Origin of the sequence: Geobacter sulfurreducens PCA (assembly GCF_000007985.2) — a bacterium.
In the GTDB taxonomy this organism is placed as follows: Bacteria; Desulfobacterota; Desulfuromonadia; order Geobacterales; family Geobacteraceae; genus Geobacter; species Geobacter sulfurreducens.
The window spans coordinates 1,506,517-1,525,597 of sequence record NC_002939.5 but is presented as its reverse complement, the minus strand read 5'-3'; the positions used below and the strand labels follow the sequence as shown (position 1 = coordinate 1,525,597).

Here is a 19,081-nt window from a genome sequence, read left to right as displayed (position 1 = left end):
CGGTTCATCCCCGCGCATGCGGGGAACACGAAACGCCTGACCAGCAAAACTAAAATATTGACGGTTCATCCCCGCGCATGCGGGGAACACTTCGGCATCTCGATCCGGCCATTCTTGTGTATCGGTTCATCCCCGCGCATGCGGGGAACACGCGTAGTCGGCGTCTATAGGCGGGTTATACCCCGGTTCATCCCCGCGCATGCGGGGAACACGAGATCAAGACTGGCGACGCGATCCTGTGTCGCGGTTCATCCCCGCGCATGCGGGGAACACTCTGAGTGCCATTTTCAGGTTCCTTTCATCTGCGGTTCATCCCCGCGCATGCGGGGAACACAATGTCACGATAAGGGCTTTCCCCGAATGCATCGGTTCATCCCCGCGCATGCGGGGAACACCTGCACAGATAGACATCCACCGGACCAGACCCCGGTTCATCCCCGCGCATGCGGGGAACACGTCCGACCGTAGGTCGGGCGAACGGCATTCGCCGGTTCATCCCCGCGCATGCGGGGAACACCTCTCCCAGGAGTTGCAGGGCCTCGACAGGATCGGTTCATCCCCGCGCATGCGGGGAACACGTTGAGAAACAGCGGTCCGGTGTGGTTAATTTCGGTTCATCCCCGCGCATGCGGGGAACACTTGACGCCGGTCCAGGTGATGGGGGCGGTGGTCGGTTCATCCCCGCGCATGCGGGGAACACCGATGCCCTTGACCGCAAATACCCTCGCGCACCGGTTCATCCCCGCGCATGCGGGGAACACGAGGTGCCGCTCGTCGTTGACGATCCGCTGGGCGGTTCATCCCCGCGCATGCGGGGAACACAATCTTCGGGTTACGACCAGGGATGGGGAGGGCGGTTCATCCCCGCGCATGCGGGGAACACGCGCTGCTCAGGAGGCGTGTCGGGCCAGAGCACGGTTCATCCCCGCGCATGCGGGGAACACGGCGCCGCCTCACCGGCAGCTCCGACCGCGAGCGGTTCATCCCCGCGCATGCGGGGAACACACGGCGGTATCGTAGGCGACGAGGATCTGCATCGGTTCATCCCCGCGCATGCGGGGAACACCGTGGCAGGAGCAAAGATTGCCCCCTGGCGAGCGGTTCATCCCCGCGCATGCGGGGAACACGACCCAAACGCCGCACGTCAGGTTGCCGGGGTCGGTTCATCCCCGCGCATGCGGGGAACACTGGCCCAGGCGTTCGGCCTGCTGTTCCCGCAGCGGTTCATCCCCGCGCATGCGGGGAACACGGCCTGCTGGAGATCAAGCCCCAGGCGGGCAGCGGTTCATCCCCGCGCATGCGGGGAACACGATTTCAACACGCTCTTGAGGTAGCCGTGGTCCGGTTCATCCCCGCGCATGCGGGGAACACTCTGGGCCAGGGGCTGAGTTTCAGTGGCTCGTCGGTTCATCCCCGCGCATGCGGGGAACACGCGATGCTCTCCAGCCTCCGCCTAACCTCGCCCGGTTCATCCCCGCGCATGCGGGGAACACATCACTCTCAAGATTATCACAGCAGACACAGCCGGTTCATCCCCGCGCATGCGGGGAACACGCATGCCAGGGGGGCACCTCCTCCAGAAAAACCGGTTCATCCCCGCGCATGCGGGGAACACGTCGAGGTCGGCCTGGATCATGGCCCGGCCCTCGGTTCATCCCCGCGCATGCGGGGAACACGGCCTGCGGAGGTGAACGCCCCATGAACCAGCCGGTTCATCCCCGCGCATGCGGGGAACACGATGCCGGCGCGGTCTGCGGCGTTGCTGATGGCGGTTCATCCCCGCGCATGCGGGGAACACATGCTGTGGCTGCAACCGCTAACCTGGGAATACGGTTCATCCCCGCGCATGCGGGGAACACCTCGTCGGCCGCCAGCCAGGCGGTGAGTCGTGCGGTTCATCCCCGCGCATGCGGGGAACACGGCACGGACAAAAGACGAGATGTCGCCTAGCTCGGTTCATCCCCGCGCATGCGGGGAACACGTTCTGAGTCTCTGTTGCCATGCTTACGCCTCCGGTTCATCCCCGCGCATGCGGGGAACACGCCTAGCCGCATAGTCCCATATATGGGTTGAACGGTTCATCCCCGCGCATGCGGGGAACACAACCCCTTCCAGACCGACGCCACCGACTGGTTCGGTTCATCCCCGCGCATGCGGGGAACACGGTGATGATCTGGTCGGCCCGCCAGACCGGGCCGGTTCATCCCCGCGCATGCGGGGAACACCTCCCGGGCGCTGGGGTCGGCGGCCCGGCTGACGGTTCATCCCCGCGCATGCGGGGAACACACCTGAAGAAAAAGTCCGGCAGCGACAAGGGGCGGTTCATCCCCGCGCATGCGGGGAACACTTTGCGGCGCATGACGGATTTACCGCTGCCGACGGTTCATCCCCGCGCATGCGGGGAACACTGCTGCAGTGGCAAAGGCGCTGCAGAGGTCTACGGTTCATCCCCGCGCATGCGGGGAACACCCCGAGGAGAGCACCCAGGGCCGGCTGCCGACCGGTTCATCCCCGCGCATGCGGGGAACACTTGGCGTTGGTCATGGAGGAGCGGCCCGGTACCGGTTCATCCCCGCGCATGCGGGGAACACAAGACACCACCGCCGGCGCCACCCCCCCGGCACGGTTCATCCCCGCGCATGCGGGGAACACAAGCTTGGAATCCATCAAATCAACCCATTGAACGGTTCATCCCCGCGCATGCGGGGAACACGGCTCTCGAGCGTTCTAAACACATTCCTGGTACGGTTCATCCCCGCGCATGCGGGGAACACTGTCCTTGCTCCTGTATCGTCTGCTGTATCGTCGGTTCATCCCCGCGCATGCGGGGAACACCGACTAAAAACCCTGCTGATTACCAAAAATATCGGTTCATCCCCGCGCATGCGGGGAACACAGCATAGTATGTCTTACCGGAACCGAGAGCACCGGTTCATCCCCGCGCATGCGGGGAACACATTTTCCTTTCTCTCGCTATCGTTGCTACTGTCGGTTCATCCCCGCGCATGCGGGGAACACCCATCATAACGACCGGGGTTACCGGTAACGGCCGGTTCATCCCCGCGCATGCGGGGAACACAGCAGAGGGGGGCATCATGCCCCCCTTTACCCCCGGTTCATCCCCGCGCATGCGGGGAACACTCGAGCATGGTTGGAGCTGGCATGCGCGTAATCGGTTCATCCCCGCGCATGCGGGGAACACTAAACAGTGCAGTCCCAGTAGTCGATCCGTTGCGGTTCATCCCCGCGCATGCGGGGAACACGTACGGACCGCATTGAGCGTGAGCGACAGAAGCGGTTCATCCCCGCGCATGCGGGGAACACATATACCGGGCAGTACCAGGTCATTGGGTGAGCGGTTCATCCCCGCGCATGCGGGGAACACACGATCATCGGCTCCATGCTGCGACCGGAAACCGGTTCATCCCCGCGCATGCGGGGAACACGAAATTCACCAGACCGGAGAGCCCGGAGAGCACGGTTCATCCCCGCGCATGCGGGGAACACTACGGCGTCGGCCTGGTCCATGTCTTCGACGACGGTTCATCCCCGCGCATGCGGGGAACACCACAACAACCTGGCCGACGAGGGGGAACAGGCCGGTTCATCCCCGCGCATGCGGGGAACACTCGGCCGCCAGTGTCGCGTTTGAACGCCGGCTCGGTTCATCCCCGCGCATGCGGGGAACACTCGCCGTCACGGGCGGTGGTCTCCAGGGCGATCGGTTCATCCCCGCGCATGCGGGGAACACACTTCCTCTACATCATTGAATTCACATGCAATTTCCAAACAACTCAAACCTACCAACTTTTCTCACAGGTTTCGTCATGGTTCGGCAGCCTGCTGTGCTCCATTCTCCGGCAGGAATGACACCAGCTTGATTCCATCCATCTCTACCGGAACTCGCCGGTTAGCGCCGAGGGTTAGGAAATCGAAACCCGACTCTGTGTTGGTACTCCAAGCCATGACGGCGTTACCGTCGTCTATCCCCTGCACGGTGGTATTCCAGATCATCTCCCGCACCCGACGCGAGACTTTGCCCACGTAGACTCCGGCCCGCACTTCAAGCAGCCAGAGAGCCAGCCGGCCGCGCAGCCTCGGAGGCGCATTCTCAACCACGATGACCAGCATCTCCGATCCCCTCCTTGTTCGGAATTACGGCTTCGACCGACTCGGGCGGCGGCGTGGGCACATCCATGCCACCGGCTGCTAGCACTTGCTCAATGGTAGGTATGATGCGATGCAGAATCTTTGACTGACGGAAGGCATCGCGACAGGCGAGCCGCACTTCCCGCTCCGGGTCGCGGGGCTTTTTGGCGGCGATCCGGAAGGCCACCGGCACCACGGTTTCGAACTTGAAGATGTCGGCGATGTCGTAGACGAACGATTGGGGCTTGCCGGTATGGATGAAACCGACCGCCGGCGCATAGCCCGCCGCCAGGATCGCCGCCTCGCAGATACCGTAGAGACAGGCGGTGGCCGATGACAGACAGCGGTTCGGCACATCGCCGCTTTCCCACTGAGTGTGGTCGTAGTTGCGGGCCTTCCACGCAACACCGTGCTGGCGGGCGAGAAGCTCATACATCTTACGAACCCTCACCCCCTCAATGCCGCGCAGTTGTTCCACGCTCCGCCGCTCGGGAGGTTCTTCCCTGAAGCGGAGGGCGTACATCTTGCGCACAACTTTCAACCGAGCCGAATCGTCCAGGGCCAGTTTCGCCTGATAGAGGAGCCGGTCGGCCCGCGCCCCGCCCGGCTGGCCCGAGGCGTAGAGCCTGACCCCGGCCTCGCCGATCCAGACGAGGAGGCAGCCGATCCGGGAGGCGAGCGTCACCGCTGCATGGGATACCCGTGTGCCCGGCTCCAGCATGAGACACGCCACCCCGCCAACGGGGAGATGGGTGCGGACGCCGGTCTTGTCCACCACCACGAAGGCGCCGTCAAGCACATCGAGGTTCCCCCTTTCCACATAGAGAACCGAGATGCGATCTTTTATCGGGATGGGTTTAAGGGGAGGAAGCTGTGGCTGCATTGCTGACACCTCCTTGGCAAATCAGGATCACATCCGCACAAATTCCAGCAGAAGTTGATAATCATGCCGGTCGGCGGCGCGAAGCGCTTCGATATAGTAGCGCCGGCAGTCGCCGACACTGACGAGATTGCCGCTTCCCCAGGTAAATCGAGGACGCTGCAGAGCCTGGACGAGCAACAGGTCGGTCATGGTCCGGGCATGCCGGCCGTTGCCGTTGGCAAACGGATGTATGGCCACCAGCCGGTGATGGAACCGCACGGCAATCTCGTCGGGCGGGTAGGTGCCGAACGCTATCCAGGCGACAACATCGTCGCACAGTTTGCGTAGTTCAATCGGCACCTGCCACCACGTGACGCCGATATTCTTGTCGCTTCTGCGGAACTCTCCGGCCCAACGCCATACATGGCCGAACATCCGCTTATGCAGACGACGAATAAAGGCTTCGCTCAGGATATTCTTCTGCCTGCGTCCGAAAGCCCAGGCCTCCCCTTCCGCGATATTTTCCTGCTCCCAGCGATCCAGCTCGCCGCGTGAGGTAATATGCGTCAGGAGAAGCCCTTCAGCCTCATCTGAATCAAGAGGAGTTGCCCCGTCGGGGTACTCGAAGTTCATGGGGCTTTGCTCCACAAATCTTTCGGCATAGTCCGCACCAGTTCCTCCACCGCAGCATCCAGCGCCTGTTTCATCTCCTCTTCCGAGAGCTGCTGGCTTTCCAGCATCATGGTGTGGGACACCCGCAACAGGCGCTCACGCGCCACGGCCTCCGCCTGCCTCCTAATGGTTTCCTCAAGGCTCGTGCGCGGCACCAGAGCATAGAGAAACACGCAATCCAGAGCCTCCGCAGCCTGGCGCATGGTCTTCATGGTAACGGCCCCGGACAGTTCATCCCGTTCCAGCGCCGTCACCCGTGGCGGCGTCACCCCCAAACGGGCGGCAAACTGTACGCCAGACATCCCCAACGCTTCCCGGATGGCTCGTATCCACCCCCTTGCCGGGGGAGATACTGCTTGTAGTCCGGCGAAACGTGAGAGAGTTTTCCCCAGTTGTTCAAGAACGAGACGTTTTCGGCTTGGCAGCATAATTAACCTCTAAATTAATTTTATTACTACAAATATTAATATATTTGTTAATTTATTCAACAGTATTATTAATATTAAGGTTAATTTGTACCGATAGTCCTGTTGCCTATTATCACACCTGCCGAAAAGGCTCCTTTCCCCCCTTTATGAAAGGGGGGCGGGGGGAGAATTTATGTCCTAGCCAGCGATAGCAAACCGCAGCCAAAGGCCTTGGCAGGGCCGATGCCGGTATTGATCAGGGATATCAACCCGACGGGGTCCGTCACTGACAACACACCATGAAAACTAACCGCCTGTACCTTACCGACCCGCTTTTCCCTGGCCTTACGAAAGTTCATAGCCGGCCGCTTTTCTACCTCGACCGCCTCAATGACGGCCACGCCCTCAAGTTTCCGTTTCAGCCATGCACGCAGATCCTCCTCACGAATCAGCGGAACGCGGCACTTCTTTATTTCATTGGCACTATTTAGTCTCGCGCTTTCGTCGTTGATCGTCTTTATCGGGTTGGCGACTAGCATAAAGCGCAGCTGCTGATCCTGCTGGAGGCTGAGAAGGTAGGGTTTGCTTCCCATCAAGAGTACTTCACGAGATGCAGCCATAGTAGGTTCACGTCGGGACTGCAACAACACCTCCACGCTCTGTTGACCGGATCGCTCAACACGAAAGAGAAAATCACGCTCGGCATCGGCATCTTCGGGAAAGAGCTTCCACAACACTCGATGAATCTCGTAGGGATTGCGACAGGCTGTCCCGTTGATCAAGACTTTACTCAGATACATCGACCCCTCCATAGACATGGACGTTGCGGCTGGCAAACTGGCGTGGCTGGCGCACCAATGGCACGTCACGAAGCCGTATGGTTCGTGTTTCGCCCGGCTCCTCACTGTAGATCACCCCACCATCCGAAGGAATCATGCGCAAAGCGTCACAGGCATTCGCTGCAGAAAAGCTCATCTCGAACAGCGGACGGGACAATGGACAACTGCGCCGACCAAGATAGGGGGTGAAGTGGGGCGACTTTACGGCCTGTTCCAGTTCAACCAGCGATATCGTCGCAACGTCGGTATTCCAGACGGCCACGGTGTAGGTAGCATCGAACAGGTATTCACGCCAAGTCTGAATGGTCTCATGGCTTTTCAGGCCGAAATAATCCTCCCGCGCATCCCTCACCGTGTGGTAATCGGTTGCCTTGATGATCGGCAGGGAAGTTTTCCGGCCGTCGTGCCTAATTCGGAAGCGTTCTTCCTTACGAACGGCAAAGGCAACGCTGTCTGCCAGTTGTTGCAGGCGACCGGCCTCGTTTCGCCTGATGCCCAGGCAGGCCCCGAGCAGGCCGAGGAGGGCGCTACGTGTGGGGAAATTGCCGGACGGTCGCTTTCCCTCGAAAGTATGCTCCCCCCATGACTGCATGGGTCCTTGCAGCTTGAGGATCAGATAATCACGCATGGTTACCCCTCTCCGTTGTTCATCACCCAGGTTTTGAGTTCTTCAATAGTACTCTTCCGGGTGATCCCTTCAGGGACGCTACTCTGACCGAGGATGAACTCGCCGCACCGCTCGGAAAGGCCGTAACCTGTATGGATCTGCTGCCAGTAGTTATGCAGTTCAGCAATGGAAGGCTCTTTGAAGCCGCTGCCATTGACGCTACGGACAGGTTTTTCGAATGCATTTGCGAGCGATACCGGGATATCGGAAAAGGAAACCAGGGCAAGGTCGGCCAGGTTGTGAGCTGCGAAGCTCTGCTGTTTGGCTGAAGGGACAATCGTTGCCAGCATGTGAAGCAGATGAGCGCCGATCTCCAGTGCCTTCTCGCGCGGGGCATTGCCCAGGTTTTCCTGCAACTGCTTCACGTTGAGGCTGGCATAACGATAAAAGACCCCGCTGGAAAATTCCTGCGTATCGAGATGACCGGAGCCCAGTTCCTGCAAGTCATCCACGGCAGTGAACCAGTCGATATCCGCATCAACGCTGTGGGTGGTCAAGACATGGGCAACGGCCAAGGCACCATCGACCTTGCCGAGTTCACTCATGAGACCTGACGTCGCCATGCGGCCGGAAAGTGCAATATCAACACCGGATGCCAGAGCCTGCCGCATGGCAGCCGTTTCATTCTTCAACAATTTGCCCAGAGCTTTTTCGTCCTGTCCTTGCGCCACCATCCTCTTGACCTGCTCACAGAACCATGCCACCTCTTCGATTGCCCACGGCGCCACGGCATCACCTTCTGTCGCAACCTCGACACTTAACTCCTTGCCGGCCAGCAGCCCAACAGTCTTCTTCAGGAGGTCGGTATCGTAGCGTCCGGCCAGACGATCATTTATGATCGCGATCAGTTCGTCCAACTTCTTGGTGCGCACACTCGCTTCGCCAAGGTGCTGACGATAGTAATCACTCTTTCGGATGGCCCGTTTGAGGCTTTGACTGGAAACGCGCACCCGCCGCTCACCACCGAAAACAGCAGATTTCTGCATGTTCATATCGTCGCGGTTAAGGCAGGAGGGACTGTGGGAAATCAGGATGTGAAAGTTGATGAAGTTCTTCATGTAACTATCTCCTATAGATGTTTGAAATCAGTTCGAGTGATTGAGGAAGTAATCTTCGAGCAGGTCGCGCTTGCTCCGGTCATTCCAGTACCAGAGTTGTCGCGCCGCCAGATCCCAGTTCACGGTCGGTTCGGCCATACGCAGAATCCGGCGTAACTGGATCATGTCGTTGGGCTCGCTGCTGCGCACAACCTGAAAAAGACGTTTTTCGCCAACGCCCCTCCCCTTGGCCAACGCTCTGCCCAGGCTGATATTCTCGCCGCTGTGTTTGATGCACGGCAGGCAGAAGATCAGTCTCTGGTAGGCTCCCTTTTCCCACTCCGTGGTTCCCCGACCGCTGAAGAGCCGATAAAAAGCCGGCACTTCCAGTAGATCGTCCGGGCGTTCGACTCGGCGCAACTCGGCTCTCGGGCCCGGAGCCAGCCGCTCCCATGCCTGATAGAGGCCCATGAAATCATGCGTTCGTTCCATCGTCCCTCCTTCCATCCCGTTGTGGTTTGAGTGCATTTAAATGCTTGTACAGTGTCTTACGCGCCACGGCTGTGGTACGGATTAATTCCGGATCGTTGCGGTAGGGTGCGACCGACTCATTAAAAAGCCCAACGACAATACCGTGGAGCCCATCCCCCATTGCCAGCAATGCCAGGGCTGCTTGTTCAAAGTCGATGCGTGCCAAGGTATCGAGAACCGTATCTTCACTACGGCGGTAGAATTGCTCCTTAGCCAATTCATGAACCTTAACGCCGGCTCCCTTGATCTCTTTGAAGCCCGTGGAAAATACAAAAAGCGCCTTATTCAGTGCATCGCGATACCCGACCGCCTGTCCGACCAGCGCATGCACCACCTCTGTATGCCCGCTCCAGCCGTCATTGAGAAAAATCAGTTCGTGGCGCCGCTCAAGAATCGATGCCTGATTGTTGCGGTAGCCACCGACTGCCAGGCGTAACTTATTGAGTAGTCCCTGCGCCTGCCGCACCACCGCGGCCGGCTCCTGACCTTCCTCTTTACTGTTGGTCGTTTGCCGCTGCACGACAAACCGGCTCAAATGGGTCCAAGCCGGGGCTGCGGTGGTGAAGGAAACAAATTTTTCTTCCCGCTCTCCCTTCTTCACCGAACTGATACGGGGGCCGTGGGGGTGGGGCCAGAGTCCGTCGATGGTGTAGTTAAACTTTGCCTTGTTGAATCCCGCATAAACCTGTTTCTCGACAAAACCGCAACAGATACAAGCTTGTTCTCCCTGCGGCGGCATCAGTTCAAGATGTCCCGGCTGCCAGAAGAGCCCGCGCAGTACGCCGATTGCTTGTGATGGAATTGTCTCGCCCGCCTTGATTGGTGCAACCCAGGTCGGTTGCTGACTGCGTGTTGCGTGATGCCACGGGATAATTTGTGTCAGACGCTCTTCACTCAAGACATTGAGCCAGACGGTTTGCCTCAAATGTTCACCTTGCACCAGAGTTGTCACCGGCGCTCCACCGCGCAGACTCCCCTTGAACCCGCCGCCAAAACTCGGCGCATTGGATGACTGGTTGAACAGGGCGATGGCCGCGCAGCCACCGCACAAGCAGGCGCCCAACCCCGGTTCGTTCACAAAGCAACTGTTTGTCGCCCCCGTCAGTCCCGCCAGCAACTTATCCATGGGAGTCGGGTCCTTGGCGCTGACGTTGCGCACCTGCATGAACGGAAAGTCGGGATGGTCGAGCCGGAACCACTCGCGATAGGGCGCACAACCGCTCTCAAACTCATCCAACGACAACGGAGCAACTATCCGCTGTTTCAACGCGGCAGTGCTCTGCGGCGGAAAGAAAACCTGCGTCATGCAGATCAGCAATTGCAGGGCTGCCAGTTCCATGTCGTCGCGCGGTAGGCACAGCTCCCATCGGCCGTCCTCGCACAACAGTTGCCGCAACGTGAGTTTGCACGCCGCACCGGCCGGTAATGGCCGCACAGGTATCCATGCTTCGGTCAGCAGATTCATTTCACCCTCTCCAGTCCGGTATCGCAGTGATACCTGAAAGCAACCTTTTCCCCTTCACGCACATAGCACCCCTCTCCTTGTTCCGTCATGGTGAGCCAGTATCGTCTTTCGTCGTCAATTTCGCACAACGCTTTCAGCCAACCACTCCAGCGCGCAGGGACATTGATACTGTTGAGAGCCAACTCCTCTGCCCTGCGGAATTCATCCAGATCACCAAGCAATCCACCATCGAGGAAGCGCCGCCCCTTTGGCGAATCGATGACCGGGATCACCGTCAGCCCCATTTCATCGTCACGGGTAACGGCGGTGACATTTTCATCTGAATCCGAAAAGGGGGTGATTTCAAATGCCTTCCGAATCATCTCCTTGGCGCTATAAGTCTTACTCCAGGTTTTGTCCTTGAACTTCTCGAACCCTGCAATCACCAAATCTGGCTCTGTACCCCAAGACTTCTCTTGATAGGCACTCTCGATCCATTCCCGATAGGCAGCCGGGAACGTAACCTGACCGGCGGATGCGGAAGCCAACAACTGTTCGGTGCGCCAAAGCACTCGGGTATCCGCATAGATTTTCCCGGTGTAGCCGTAATTGCATTCGCACGGGAGAAGGATAGTGCAGACTGGCTTGTCATACCCAGCAGGTCGCGATGCGCGTGGATGACGATGCAGTCTCCCCATGCGCTGAAAGAGGAGGTCGACCGGGCACAACTGGGTGACCAGCCAATCGAAATCCAGATCGAGAGATTGCTCGACAACTTGAGTGGCAACCAGAATGCGTCCCTGTTCGCGTTTGCCGCTGGGACCGAAACAGTCGATGACCTCGCTTTCTCTGATTTGCCGATCCTTGAAGCGGTAACGCGCATGAAAGAGGCCGACCGGAGCGGATGTCATCTCTCTCAGGGCAGCGGCGATTCTCTGGGCATCGTTGACCATATTGCAGATCACCGCAACCTGCGCGCCACTCTCTGCAGCCCTGACAAGGCGAGCGAGCAAGGTCTGGTCTGGTTCCATTCCCTCAAGCCGCAGGGCTTCAATTTCAACCGTGACCGGTTTTGGCGTTTCATGGCGAGCCAACGAAATAGGCGGGAAATCCACATTTCCGAGCCAAGTCAACAACGGATAGGCTGCCGATGGGTTGCATTCGGTGCGTTGGTCTCCCCAGGCCGCTGCGAGTTGTTGCTTCAGCGTTGCGGGCAGGGTGGCCGATAACAGGATGGCCGAGCCGCCGCACTGGCGCTGCTGACGCAAGACTTCTTCAAGCAGGCCGTACATGTAGGCGTCGTAGGCATGCACCTCATCCACGATCAGCACGCTTCGTCCCACCCCAAGGCCACGCACGAAGCGATGTTTGACCGGCAATACGGAAATCAGGACCTGATCGATGGTGCAGACTCCGATCTGTCCGAGAAAAACCCGCTTGCGACTCTCCGCCAGCCATTCCCCACATTGTGTCCAGCCGTCCGGGTCGGCGACGTCGCTATACCCTCTGCGCTTGAGGTCCGTGAAGGTCCGGTTGAACCGGGCATTGCCATGGGCCAGTAAGAGGTTCGGGCTGTTGGTAAAAATACGTTCAGCCAGCGATTCAAGTCGGCCCAGCATGGCGTTGGCAGTGGCCTGCGTGGGGAGCGCGAAGATGATCGAATCGGCTTGCCCGGTAGCCAGCAACCGCCAGGCATGGGCAAGGGCAGCTTCGGTCTTGCCTGATCCGGTCGGTGCTTCAATGATGGTCAAACCGTCCTGAAGCGGTAACTGATCGACCTTGGTTTGCAGTGGACGAGGCGTTGCGATGGCAGGGAGAAGGTCGGATATGCCACCGTAGCTCTTGGCTGTGCCGTTAAGCCCGGAGAAAGCAAGGATGGCAGGAGCGTCCTGTGAGAATTTTTGTGTGAAATAGTCCGAGATTGACAGCGGTGACTGATGGAAGGAGAAATTGGTGTCGTCGCAACGGGAAGCCAGCCAGTCTGACACGGAACAGAATCCGGCCAGTAGCGGCGATGGAGGAGGCGGAGCGTTATCGAGGGAAAGGCCGGCCGGTCGCAGGAAAAGTTGCTCCAATGCTTTTAGCCACTCTTTCCGGGCTGTTTGATCGATCTCGGCGAATCTGCCGTCGACCGAAACAGAAAGAGACGCATCACTTGCATATTCCGCCTGTTTCACATGGCCATGATGACCCGTCACCGCTTCGACCCACGGTTTCCAGTTCGACCACTGGAGCGGTTCATCGTCGATAAAAAGTGAATCAGCAGTGGGCTCGCATCCGTTTAAGGCGAAAAAATCTTTCTTGAACCAGAAGAGGCCGCTCTCGCCGTGCTGGTATTGGTTGATGTCAAATTGCGAAGGCAGGCTTGCCCCCTGACCTGCCAACGGATGCAGCTTCTCCCACACCTCCCTGACCTTCAGTTGGAAGCGCAGATCGAATTTGCCATAATCGTGCAATGCGACAAAGAAGAGCAGCCAGGCGCGGCTCTGAACCTCGGAGCAACTCGCATGACTGGAGAAGCTGCGCCGGATAGTCGGACTCGCATCCCACCAGACTGCGGCCACAGCCGCGACGTCGAGGCAATGGTACGGCAAGAGATGGTAACCGCCTGCATCCTTCTCAGCCTTCCCCCAATACCAAACATACTCCGGGACAGTAAGACTTTCCATTTCCCCCTCCAACGCAACCAAGCAAGCCACCATCATCGCGTTCAGTTAGTATCATGTCATTATGACAAATCAAGTCACAACTACCGCAGAGCACCACTTTTCATAGCCTTCCCACCCCCCAACTCCCCCCACACCCGCGCCGTGAGCCGCGCATCGTCGAGCGCCCGGTGGCACCTGGTCCCTTCGGGGACGGCTCCGAACAGGTGCTGGTAGACGGTTTCCAGGCGGTGGTCGGTCAGTTCCGGCAGTCTGCGCCGGGCCAGTTCCAGGGTGCAGGCGGACCGGCTGTTCAGCGACAATCCCAACCGGCCGAACTCGTGCCGCAGGAATGCCAGATCGAACCGGGCGTTGTGGGCCACGAGCAGGGCCGTGCCGATGAAATCTCCGAGAGCCGGGTAGACCTCTTCCGGCAGCGGCTGGTCGGCGAGCATGTCGTTGGTGATGCCGTGAATCATGGATACGTGGCGGGGGATCGCCTTTGTTACCCTGATCAGGCTGCTGAATTCCGAGACGATTTGTCCCTCGTCCACAAGGACGGCAGCCACTTCGACGACCCTGTCGCCATATCCCGGGAAAAGGCCGGTGGTTTCCACATCGATCGCTGCCTGGAGATGGTGATTTTTCATGTCATGTCACCGCCTGTGTGCATGCGTGCCTCCCGGAAGATGCATCTTTGTGCGTCTTTCACCATGAACTATCCTTCATATCGTTACTTCCCGATACCGTCAATTCAGGAAATTCCTTGATCTCTCACGTATTTTTCCTTAGTGTGCGCCGCCTGGCCGCGCACGCACAAAAAAACCGCCCGGTCGGATGGCTCCGACACGGGCGGTCTGGTACTGCTCAAGGGATGTTTCTTCAGCGTGTTGCGGGTCTGCTCCTATTTCCTCACGAAGATCTCCCGCGCCAGGTTGGAGTCGATGGCGAATTCGGAGTACCCCACCCGGAAGATGTACGACGGAAAGACCTGCATGAGCACGATGTTGTTGCCCGGCAGGACCCCCATGGCCATGAGCTTGCGCATCTTGATGTCGTCGCCGGTGGCCAGGTAGGCGATTTCGCCCTCTTCGCCGGCCTTGAGCTCGGTGAGGGGGACCACCCCCAGGTCGCCGCTCCTGCGGGCCTCGTCGCAGCACTCGCCCGGAGGGATCGGCTTGCCGTGGGGACAGGTGGCGGGATGGTTGAGCATGGTGCAGACCTTGGCGTCGACCCCTTCATGGAGCAGGTGCTCGAACTCGCAGGCCTTGTCCTCGGCATGGTCGCCCCGGATGTTGAGTACGTCCATCATGAGCCGCTCGGCAAGGCGGTGCCGCCGGACGGTCCGCTTCCCCTCGTCCTTCCCCTCGGGGCGGAGGTAGACCCGTGCCTCCCTGACCTCGATGAAAGCCAGCGAGGTCAGTTCGCCGTAAGCCGGATCAGCGGCGGGAACTTTGATTTCCTCCATCTCCAGATGGCTCTTCCGCTCCTCCTCGCAGGCGATCCAGAGGGCTTCGAGGATTTCTTCTGCCTTGTCGGACAACTTCATATGGGTGCTCCTTTGCATGTATGGTTGGGCCGGTTATTTCTTCAGCAAGTCTATCACTTTCCTGAGCGTCTTCGGCGCCTTGGCTTCAGGCGGATTCTCGTAAAAGCATTTGGGGCAGCGCACCATCCGGCACCCACCCGGCTTGCCGCATTTGCCGCAGGAGCGGATTCCCTCCTCCTCGGCGAATTCGTGACCGCAATAGCCGCAACGGATCACAGGATCCCCGTGAAAAGGATGAAGCGGTTGAGCGCCCAGCCCGAGCCGACGGCCACCACGGAGACGAACAGGGCAATCAGAGTGGCCGATTTGAGTCCCCGCTCCTTCTTCATCATGAGGAACTGGGCGACACAGGGGACGAACAGGGTGAGGGTCACGGCCGCCACCACCAGCTGGCGCGGGTCCATGAGCCCCTTGGTCTGGAGGTCATAGAGGCCGGCGGCGCCGTAATCGCGGCGGAAGAACCCGAAGATGAAGGCCACGGCAGCGTCGCGGGGAAGGCCGATGAAGGCCATGACCGGCTCCATCCAGTTGACGAGCTTGTCGAAGAAGTTGGTGATCTTGCCCAGCCAGAGCAGCACCGACGCCAGGATAAAGAGCGGCAGGATCTCCATGAAGTACCATTGCATGCGGGTGTAGGTCTTGGTCATGACGTTGGAGAGCTGGGGCAGCCGCATGGGAGGCAGTTCCATGTAGAACATGGGGGTTTCGCCGGGCATCACTTTGGCCGACAGGAACCCCACCACCAGGAAGATCAGCAGGAGACAGACGCTCCAGACCAGCAGCGCCCCCGGAGCCTGGGAAAGAAGCGCCATGATGACCCCCAGCTGGGCCGAACAGGGGATGGCCAGGGTCAGGAGCACCGTGGCGATGATCCGCTCGCGGGTGGTTTCCAGGGTGCGGGTGACCATGGTGGCCATGGTGTCACAGCCGAAGCCGAGCACCATGGGGATCACCGCCCGGCCGGTGAGGCCGAACTTCTTGAAGATCCGGTCCACCAGGAGGGCCAGGCGCGGGAAGTAGCCGCTGTCCTCCAGCACCGAGAAGAACAGGAAAAAGGTGGCCACGATGGGGAGGATGATCCCCACGGCGTAGCGCAGCCCCAGGGTGATGATTCCGTACTCACCCACGATCAGCTCCCGGATGATCTCCCAGGGCACGATGCCGTTGACGACGCCTATGATCCAGGGGTTGAAATACTCCTCGAACAGGGTCCCTTCCAGGAAATCCACCAGGGTGCCGGCCCCGAAGACCCCCACGAACTGGTAGAGGCCGTAGTAGAGCACCGCCAGCAGCAGCGGCACGCCGGTCAGGGGATGCACCGCCCAGGACGAAAGCCGCTCGCCCGCGGTGACCCGGCGCTTTTCCGGGGTCCTGAGCACGCCGGCCAGGAGTCCCTTGACGATCCCCTTGCGCTCCAGGGACAGGTCCAGGTGAAAGGATTCCCGGCGCTCGAAGGTCTTCTCCCTCACCTTCTCAGCAATTGCCCCGGCCCGGTCCCCCTCCTTGCCGGCCACCAGAGCAGCGATCTCCTCGTCCCGCTGGAGCAGCAGCAGCGCCAGAGATTTGCCGGAAAGGGTGTACTCCCCGCTGAGCAGCCCGGCGATCTCGGCGATGTCCCCTTCCAGGCGGCGGCTGTAGCCGAAACTGGCGTGGTGCGCGGCATCGCAGGAGGCGATGGCCTTCCTGATCTCGGGCAGCCCCCGCTTCTTGGCCGTGGCGGCGCCGATGACCGGGATGCCCAGCTTCTCCTGCAGGAGCGGGATGTCGATCTCAAGTCCCATCCGCTCCGCCTCGTCCATGATGTTCACCACCAGGATCACCGGCAGTCCCGCCTCCACCAGTTGGAGGGTCATGACCAGCATCCGCTCCAGGTTTCGGGCGTCGAGCACGTGGAGTACCACGTCGGGGCGCTCGGTCAGGAGAATCTCACGGGCAACCCGCTCCTCTTCGGTAATCGGCAAGATCGAGTACATGCCGGGGGTGTCGATGATCTCCCAGGAGCCACCTTCGAAGGAGGCGGACCCCCGGGAAACCTCCACCGAAGTTCCCGGATAGTTGGAAACCGCCACATAGGCCCCGGTCAGGGCATTGAACAGGACGCTTTTCCCCACGTTGGGGTTTCCCACCAGGGCCACTTTCCTGGTGACGGCGCCGGCCGGAGTGCCATCGGCGGGGAGAGAGCGCTTCCGCTCGAACATTCCCATGTATCAAACTCCTCATGAATAGTTGAGGCCCTTGCACAACTGCTGCGGGCCCGGGCTGCGCTGTTGCCGCTCGCTCAAAAGCTCAACGTACCAACGAGTACGCCTCACGTCCTCGCTCGCTTGCGCCTGCAATCCCGGCCAACTCATACCGTTTTGCATGAGCCTCTTATGCTAGTGAAAATCACTTTCAGACATCGCCGCGGGAAAAGTGCCGGGCCGTCGGACGGCGCGGCACGATCAGCCCTATTTGCGACAGGCGGCGCAGAGACCGTACAACTCAAGCTTATGGGTGGTGATGACGAAGTCGTGGGCCGCGGCCACATCGTCCTGCAACTTCTCGATGGCCTCGTTCTCGAACTCGATGATGGCGCCGCACCCGGTACAGACCAGGTGGTCGTGGTGCTCACCTTCGGTCACGTGCTCGTAGCGGGTCTGACCGTCGCCGAACTGCATCTCCCGGGCGATGCCCGATTCCGCGAACAGCTTGAGGGTGCGGTAGACCGTGGCGTAACCAATGTTCGGGTGCTTTGCCCTGAGCTTGAGGTACAGCTCCTCGATGCTCAGGTGGCGGTCGGTGGAGAGGAAGGCATCAAGAATGATATCCCGCTGGCGGGTCGACTTGAGCCCGTGCTTGGCGATGTAATCATGGAAGATCTGCTTTTTTGCCCGCTTCATGGACCACCCTCAACTGAAAGTGAATATCATCATAGAAGGCCCGGCCGGATCCGTCAAGACTAAATATCACTTAGATGAGAGCGATTAACGAAGCCTCACCCGACCCGGGGCGACGAACGGTCGCACATTCACTTCGCGTCCCCAGGTCTGAAGGCCGGTTCTCACGCTGTTTCCTCCAGAACGGCCATGACCAGCCGTTCGGCCAGATCCGGCGCCTCGCACGCGACCATGGCGCAGACCGTCAGGGGGCCGCCGTGGTGGTCCGGGGCGTGGAATACGCTGGCCCCGTAGCCGGGGCCGCCGCCGTTGTGCCCCAGGAGCATCCCGAACCGGGATGCGCAGTCAGCCATGATACCGAGACCGTAGCAGGGCCGGCCATAGCGTGGCGGCGCACCCGGCACCGGGGTCAGGGTGGTCATGGCTGCCAGGGAGTCGCGGGACAGGACCGCGCCGGTGAACAGGCGGCGGCAGAACTCGGCCATGTCGGCCGGGGTCGAGGCGACAACACCGTGGGAAACCCAGCCCGGGTGGTAGACGCGGCGGACATCGACGGCCCCCTCCTCGGCCACCAGTCCGGATCGGGACGGCTGCAGCCGCCCAAGATCAGCCACGGTCTCGGGCACGAACGTGTCCCCCAGGCCGAGGGGGTGGAAAAAACGCGCCGCCAGCAACCCGGCCAGCCGCTCGCCGGTCAGCGTCTCGACGATCATCCTGAGCAGCAGATAGCCGATATTCGAGTAGCTCCACCCCTTCCCCGGCTCGAACAGCACCCCCTGCGCCAGGGTCCGCGCCAGGAACTCGTCGGAATTCCACGGCCGGGACGGCGTCCGGCGAACGGCCTGGTGGTACGCCGCAAGCGGCCCGTAGTCGGGCAGGCCCGAGGTATGGTTGAGCAGGTGGCGCACGGTGATGGCGGAGGAGTGCGGGAGATCGGGAAACCAGCGGGAAACGGGATCCGTCAGGGCAAGGCGTCCTTCCTCGCCCAACCGGAGCACCAGGGCGGCAATGAAGGTCTTGGTGCAGCTGTAGGCCAGAAACAGGGGCGCCGGTGAGCCGGGGCCGGTTGAATGGTCCGAGGAAAGATTAACGCCGGCCTGCAGGATAACGTCACCGCGCCTGAGGGCCAGCGCGGCCGCGCCGCACCCGTCGGGGAGGCCGGCGAGCAGGGTGCCCATCTGTTCGGGAGTAAGCACGCTTACATGCCTCCATGGCGTCCGGGAAACCGTCGGCGCCCGCGGTGCCGGACGGTGGGTGTCTCCTCGCCCCTGGCCGCAACGGGATAAATCACTTGATTATTTCCGGACGCGAGGTCTAATAGAAACACCATCCGGCGCCGGACAGCCGGCACCGCGGAAATTCGTCCCGTCCGGCGCGGCATCGGGCGGACACTGCTGAACCTA

At 60.3% G+C, this 19,081-nt stretch carries 16 protein-coding genes and 1 CRISPR repeat array (1 of these 17 cut by a window edge); all 16 genes read right to left on the bottom strand.

Going from position 1 to position 19,081, the window contains the following annotated elements:
• Positions 1-3,751: direct repeats of the CRISPR family, unit length 29 nt; unit sequence CGGTTCATCCCCGCGCATGCGGGGAACAC (it extends 4,943 nt beyond the left edge of the window).
• 74 nt (positions 3,752-3,825) lie between these two features.
• Positions 3,826-4,131, bottom strand: coding sequence for a type I-E CRISPR-associated endoribonuclease Cas2e (gene cas2e, locus GS_RS06930; protein ID WP_010942042.1), 306 nt, complete (start codon positions 4,129-4,131; stop codon positions 3,826-3,828).
• On the bottom strand, positions 4,112-5,032 hold the full coding sequence (cas1e, locus tag GS_RS06925; RefSeq protein ID WP_010942041.1) for a type I-E CRISPR-associated endonuclease Cas1e: 921 nt from the start codon (positions 5,030-5,032) through the stop codon (positions 4,112-4,114). Before cas1e ends, cas2e begins: the two co-directional genes overlap by 20 nt.
• A gap of 27 nt (positions 5,033-5,059) precedes the next feature.
• The gene (locus tag GS_RS06920) at positions 5,060-5,644 is read right to left on the bottom strand and encodes a mobile mystery protein B (RefSeq protein WP_010942040.1); all 585 of its coding nucleotides are present in this window, start codon (positions 5,642-5,644) and stop codon (positions 5,060-5,062) included.
• A complete protein-coding gene (locus GS_RS06915) occupies positions 5,641-6,111 on the bottom strand; it encodes a mobile mystery protein A (protein ID WP_010942039.1) in 471 nt (156 codons plus the stop codon). The genes GS_RS06920 and GS_RS06915 overlap by 4 nt, the downstream gene beginning before the upstream one ends.
• 170 nt (positions 6,112-6,281) lie before the next feature.
• Complete coding sequence (gene cas6e, locus GS_RS06910) at positions 6,282-6,890, bottom strand: type I-E CRISPR-associated protein Cas6/Cse3/CasE (protein WP_010942038.1); 609 nt, start codon at positions 6,888-6,890, stop codon at positions 6,282-6,284.
• Positions 6,877-7,557, bottom strand: coding sequence for a type I-E CRISPR-associated protein Cas5/CasD (cas5e, locus tag GS_RS06905; protein ID WP_010942037.1), 681 nt, complete (start codon positions 7,555-7,557; stop codon positions 6,877-6,879). Before cas5e ends, cas6e begins: the two co-directional genes overlap by 14 nt.
• A gap of 2 nt (positions 7,558-7,559) precedes the next feature.
• A complete protein-coding gene (gene cas7e / locus GS_RS06900) occupies positions 7,560-8,654 on the bottom strand; it encodes a type I-E CRISPR-associated protein Cas7/Cse4/CasC (protein ID WP_010942036.1) in 1,095 nt (364 codons plus the stop codon).
• Positions 8,655-8,681: 27 nt separating this feature from the next.
• Complete coding sequence (gene casB / locus GS_RS06895) at positions 8,682-9,125, bottom strand: type I-E CRISPR-associated protein Cse2/CasB (RefSeq protein WP_010942035.1); 444 nt, start codon at positions 9,123-9,125, stop codon at positions 8,682-8,684.
• The gene (casA, locus tag GS_RS06890) at positions 9,109-10,629 is read right to left on the bottom strand and encodes a type I-E CRISPR-associated protein Cse1/CasA (RefSeq protein ID WP_010942034.1); all 1,521 of its coding nucleotides are present in this window, start codon (positions 10,627-10,629) and stop codon (positions 9,109-9,111) included. The genes casB and casA overlap by 17 nt, the downstream gene beginning before the upstream one ends.
• Positions 10,626-13,277 (bottom strand): CRISPR-associated helicase/endonuclease Cas3, encoded by a 2,652-nt coding sequence (gene cas3 / locus GS_RS06885; protein ID WP_010942033.1) that lies wholly within the window; start codon positions 13,275-13,277, stop codon positions 10,626-10,628. The genes casA and cas3 overlap by 4 nt, the downstream gene beginning before the upstream one ends.
• 80 nt (positions 13,278-13,357) lie before the next feature.
• On the bottom strand, positions 13,358-13,903 hold the full coding sequence (locus GS_RS06880; RefSeq protein ID WP_010942032.1) for a 3'-5' exonuclease: 546 nt from the start codon (positions 13,901-13,903) through the stop codon (positions 13,358-13,360).
• A gap of 254 nt (positions 13,904-14,157) precedes the next feature.
• Positions 14,158-14,802, bottom strand: a complete 645-nt coding sequence (locus tag GS_RS06875) for a metal-dependent transcriptional regulator (protein WP_010942031.1) — start codon at positions 14,800-14,802, stop codon at positions 14,158-14,160.
• 33 nt (positions 14,803-14,835) lie between these two features.
• Positions 14,836-15,018, bottom strand: coding sequence for a hypothetical protein (locus tag GS_RS17575; protein ID WP_010942030.1), 183 nt, complete (start codon positions 15,016-15,018; stop codon positions 14,836-14,838).
• Positions 15,015-17,000 carry a ferrous iron transport protein B gene (gene feoB, locus GS_RS06865; RefSeq protein WP_235045027.1) on the bottom strand — a complete coding sequence of 662 codons (1,986 nt, stop codon included), beginning with the start codon at positions 16,998-17,000 and terminating at the stop codon, positions 15,015-15,017. The genes GS_RS17575 and feoB overlap by 4 nt, the downstream gene beginning before the upstream one ends.
• 249 nt (positions 17,001-17,249) lie before the next feature.
• The gene (locus tag GS_RS06860; RefSeq protein WP_010942028.1) at positions 17,250-17,681 is read right to left on the bottom strand and encodes a Fur family transcriptional regulator; all 432 of its coding nucleotides are present in this window, start codon (positions 17,679-17,681) and stop codon (positions 17,250-17,252) included.
• Between the two features lie 161 nt (positions 17,682-17,842).
• Positions 17,843-18,874 carry a serine hydrolase domain-containing protein gene (locus tag GS_RS06855; protein WP_010942027.1) on the bottom strand — a complete coding sequence of 344 codons (1,032 nt, stop codon included), beginning with the start codon at positions 18,872-18,874 and terminating at the stop codon, positions 17,843-17,845.
• Between the last annotated feature and the right edge of the window lie 207 nt (positions 18,875-19,081).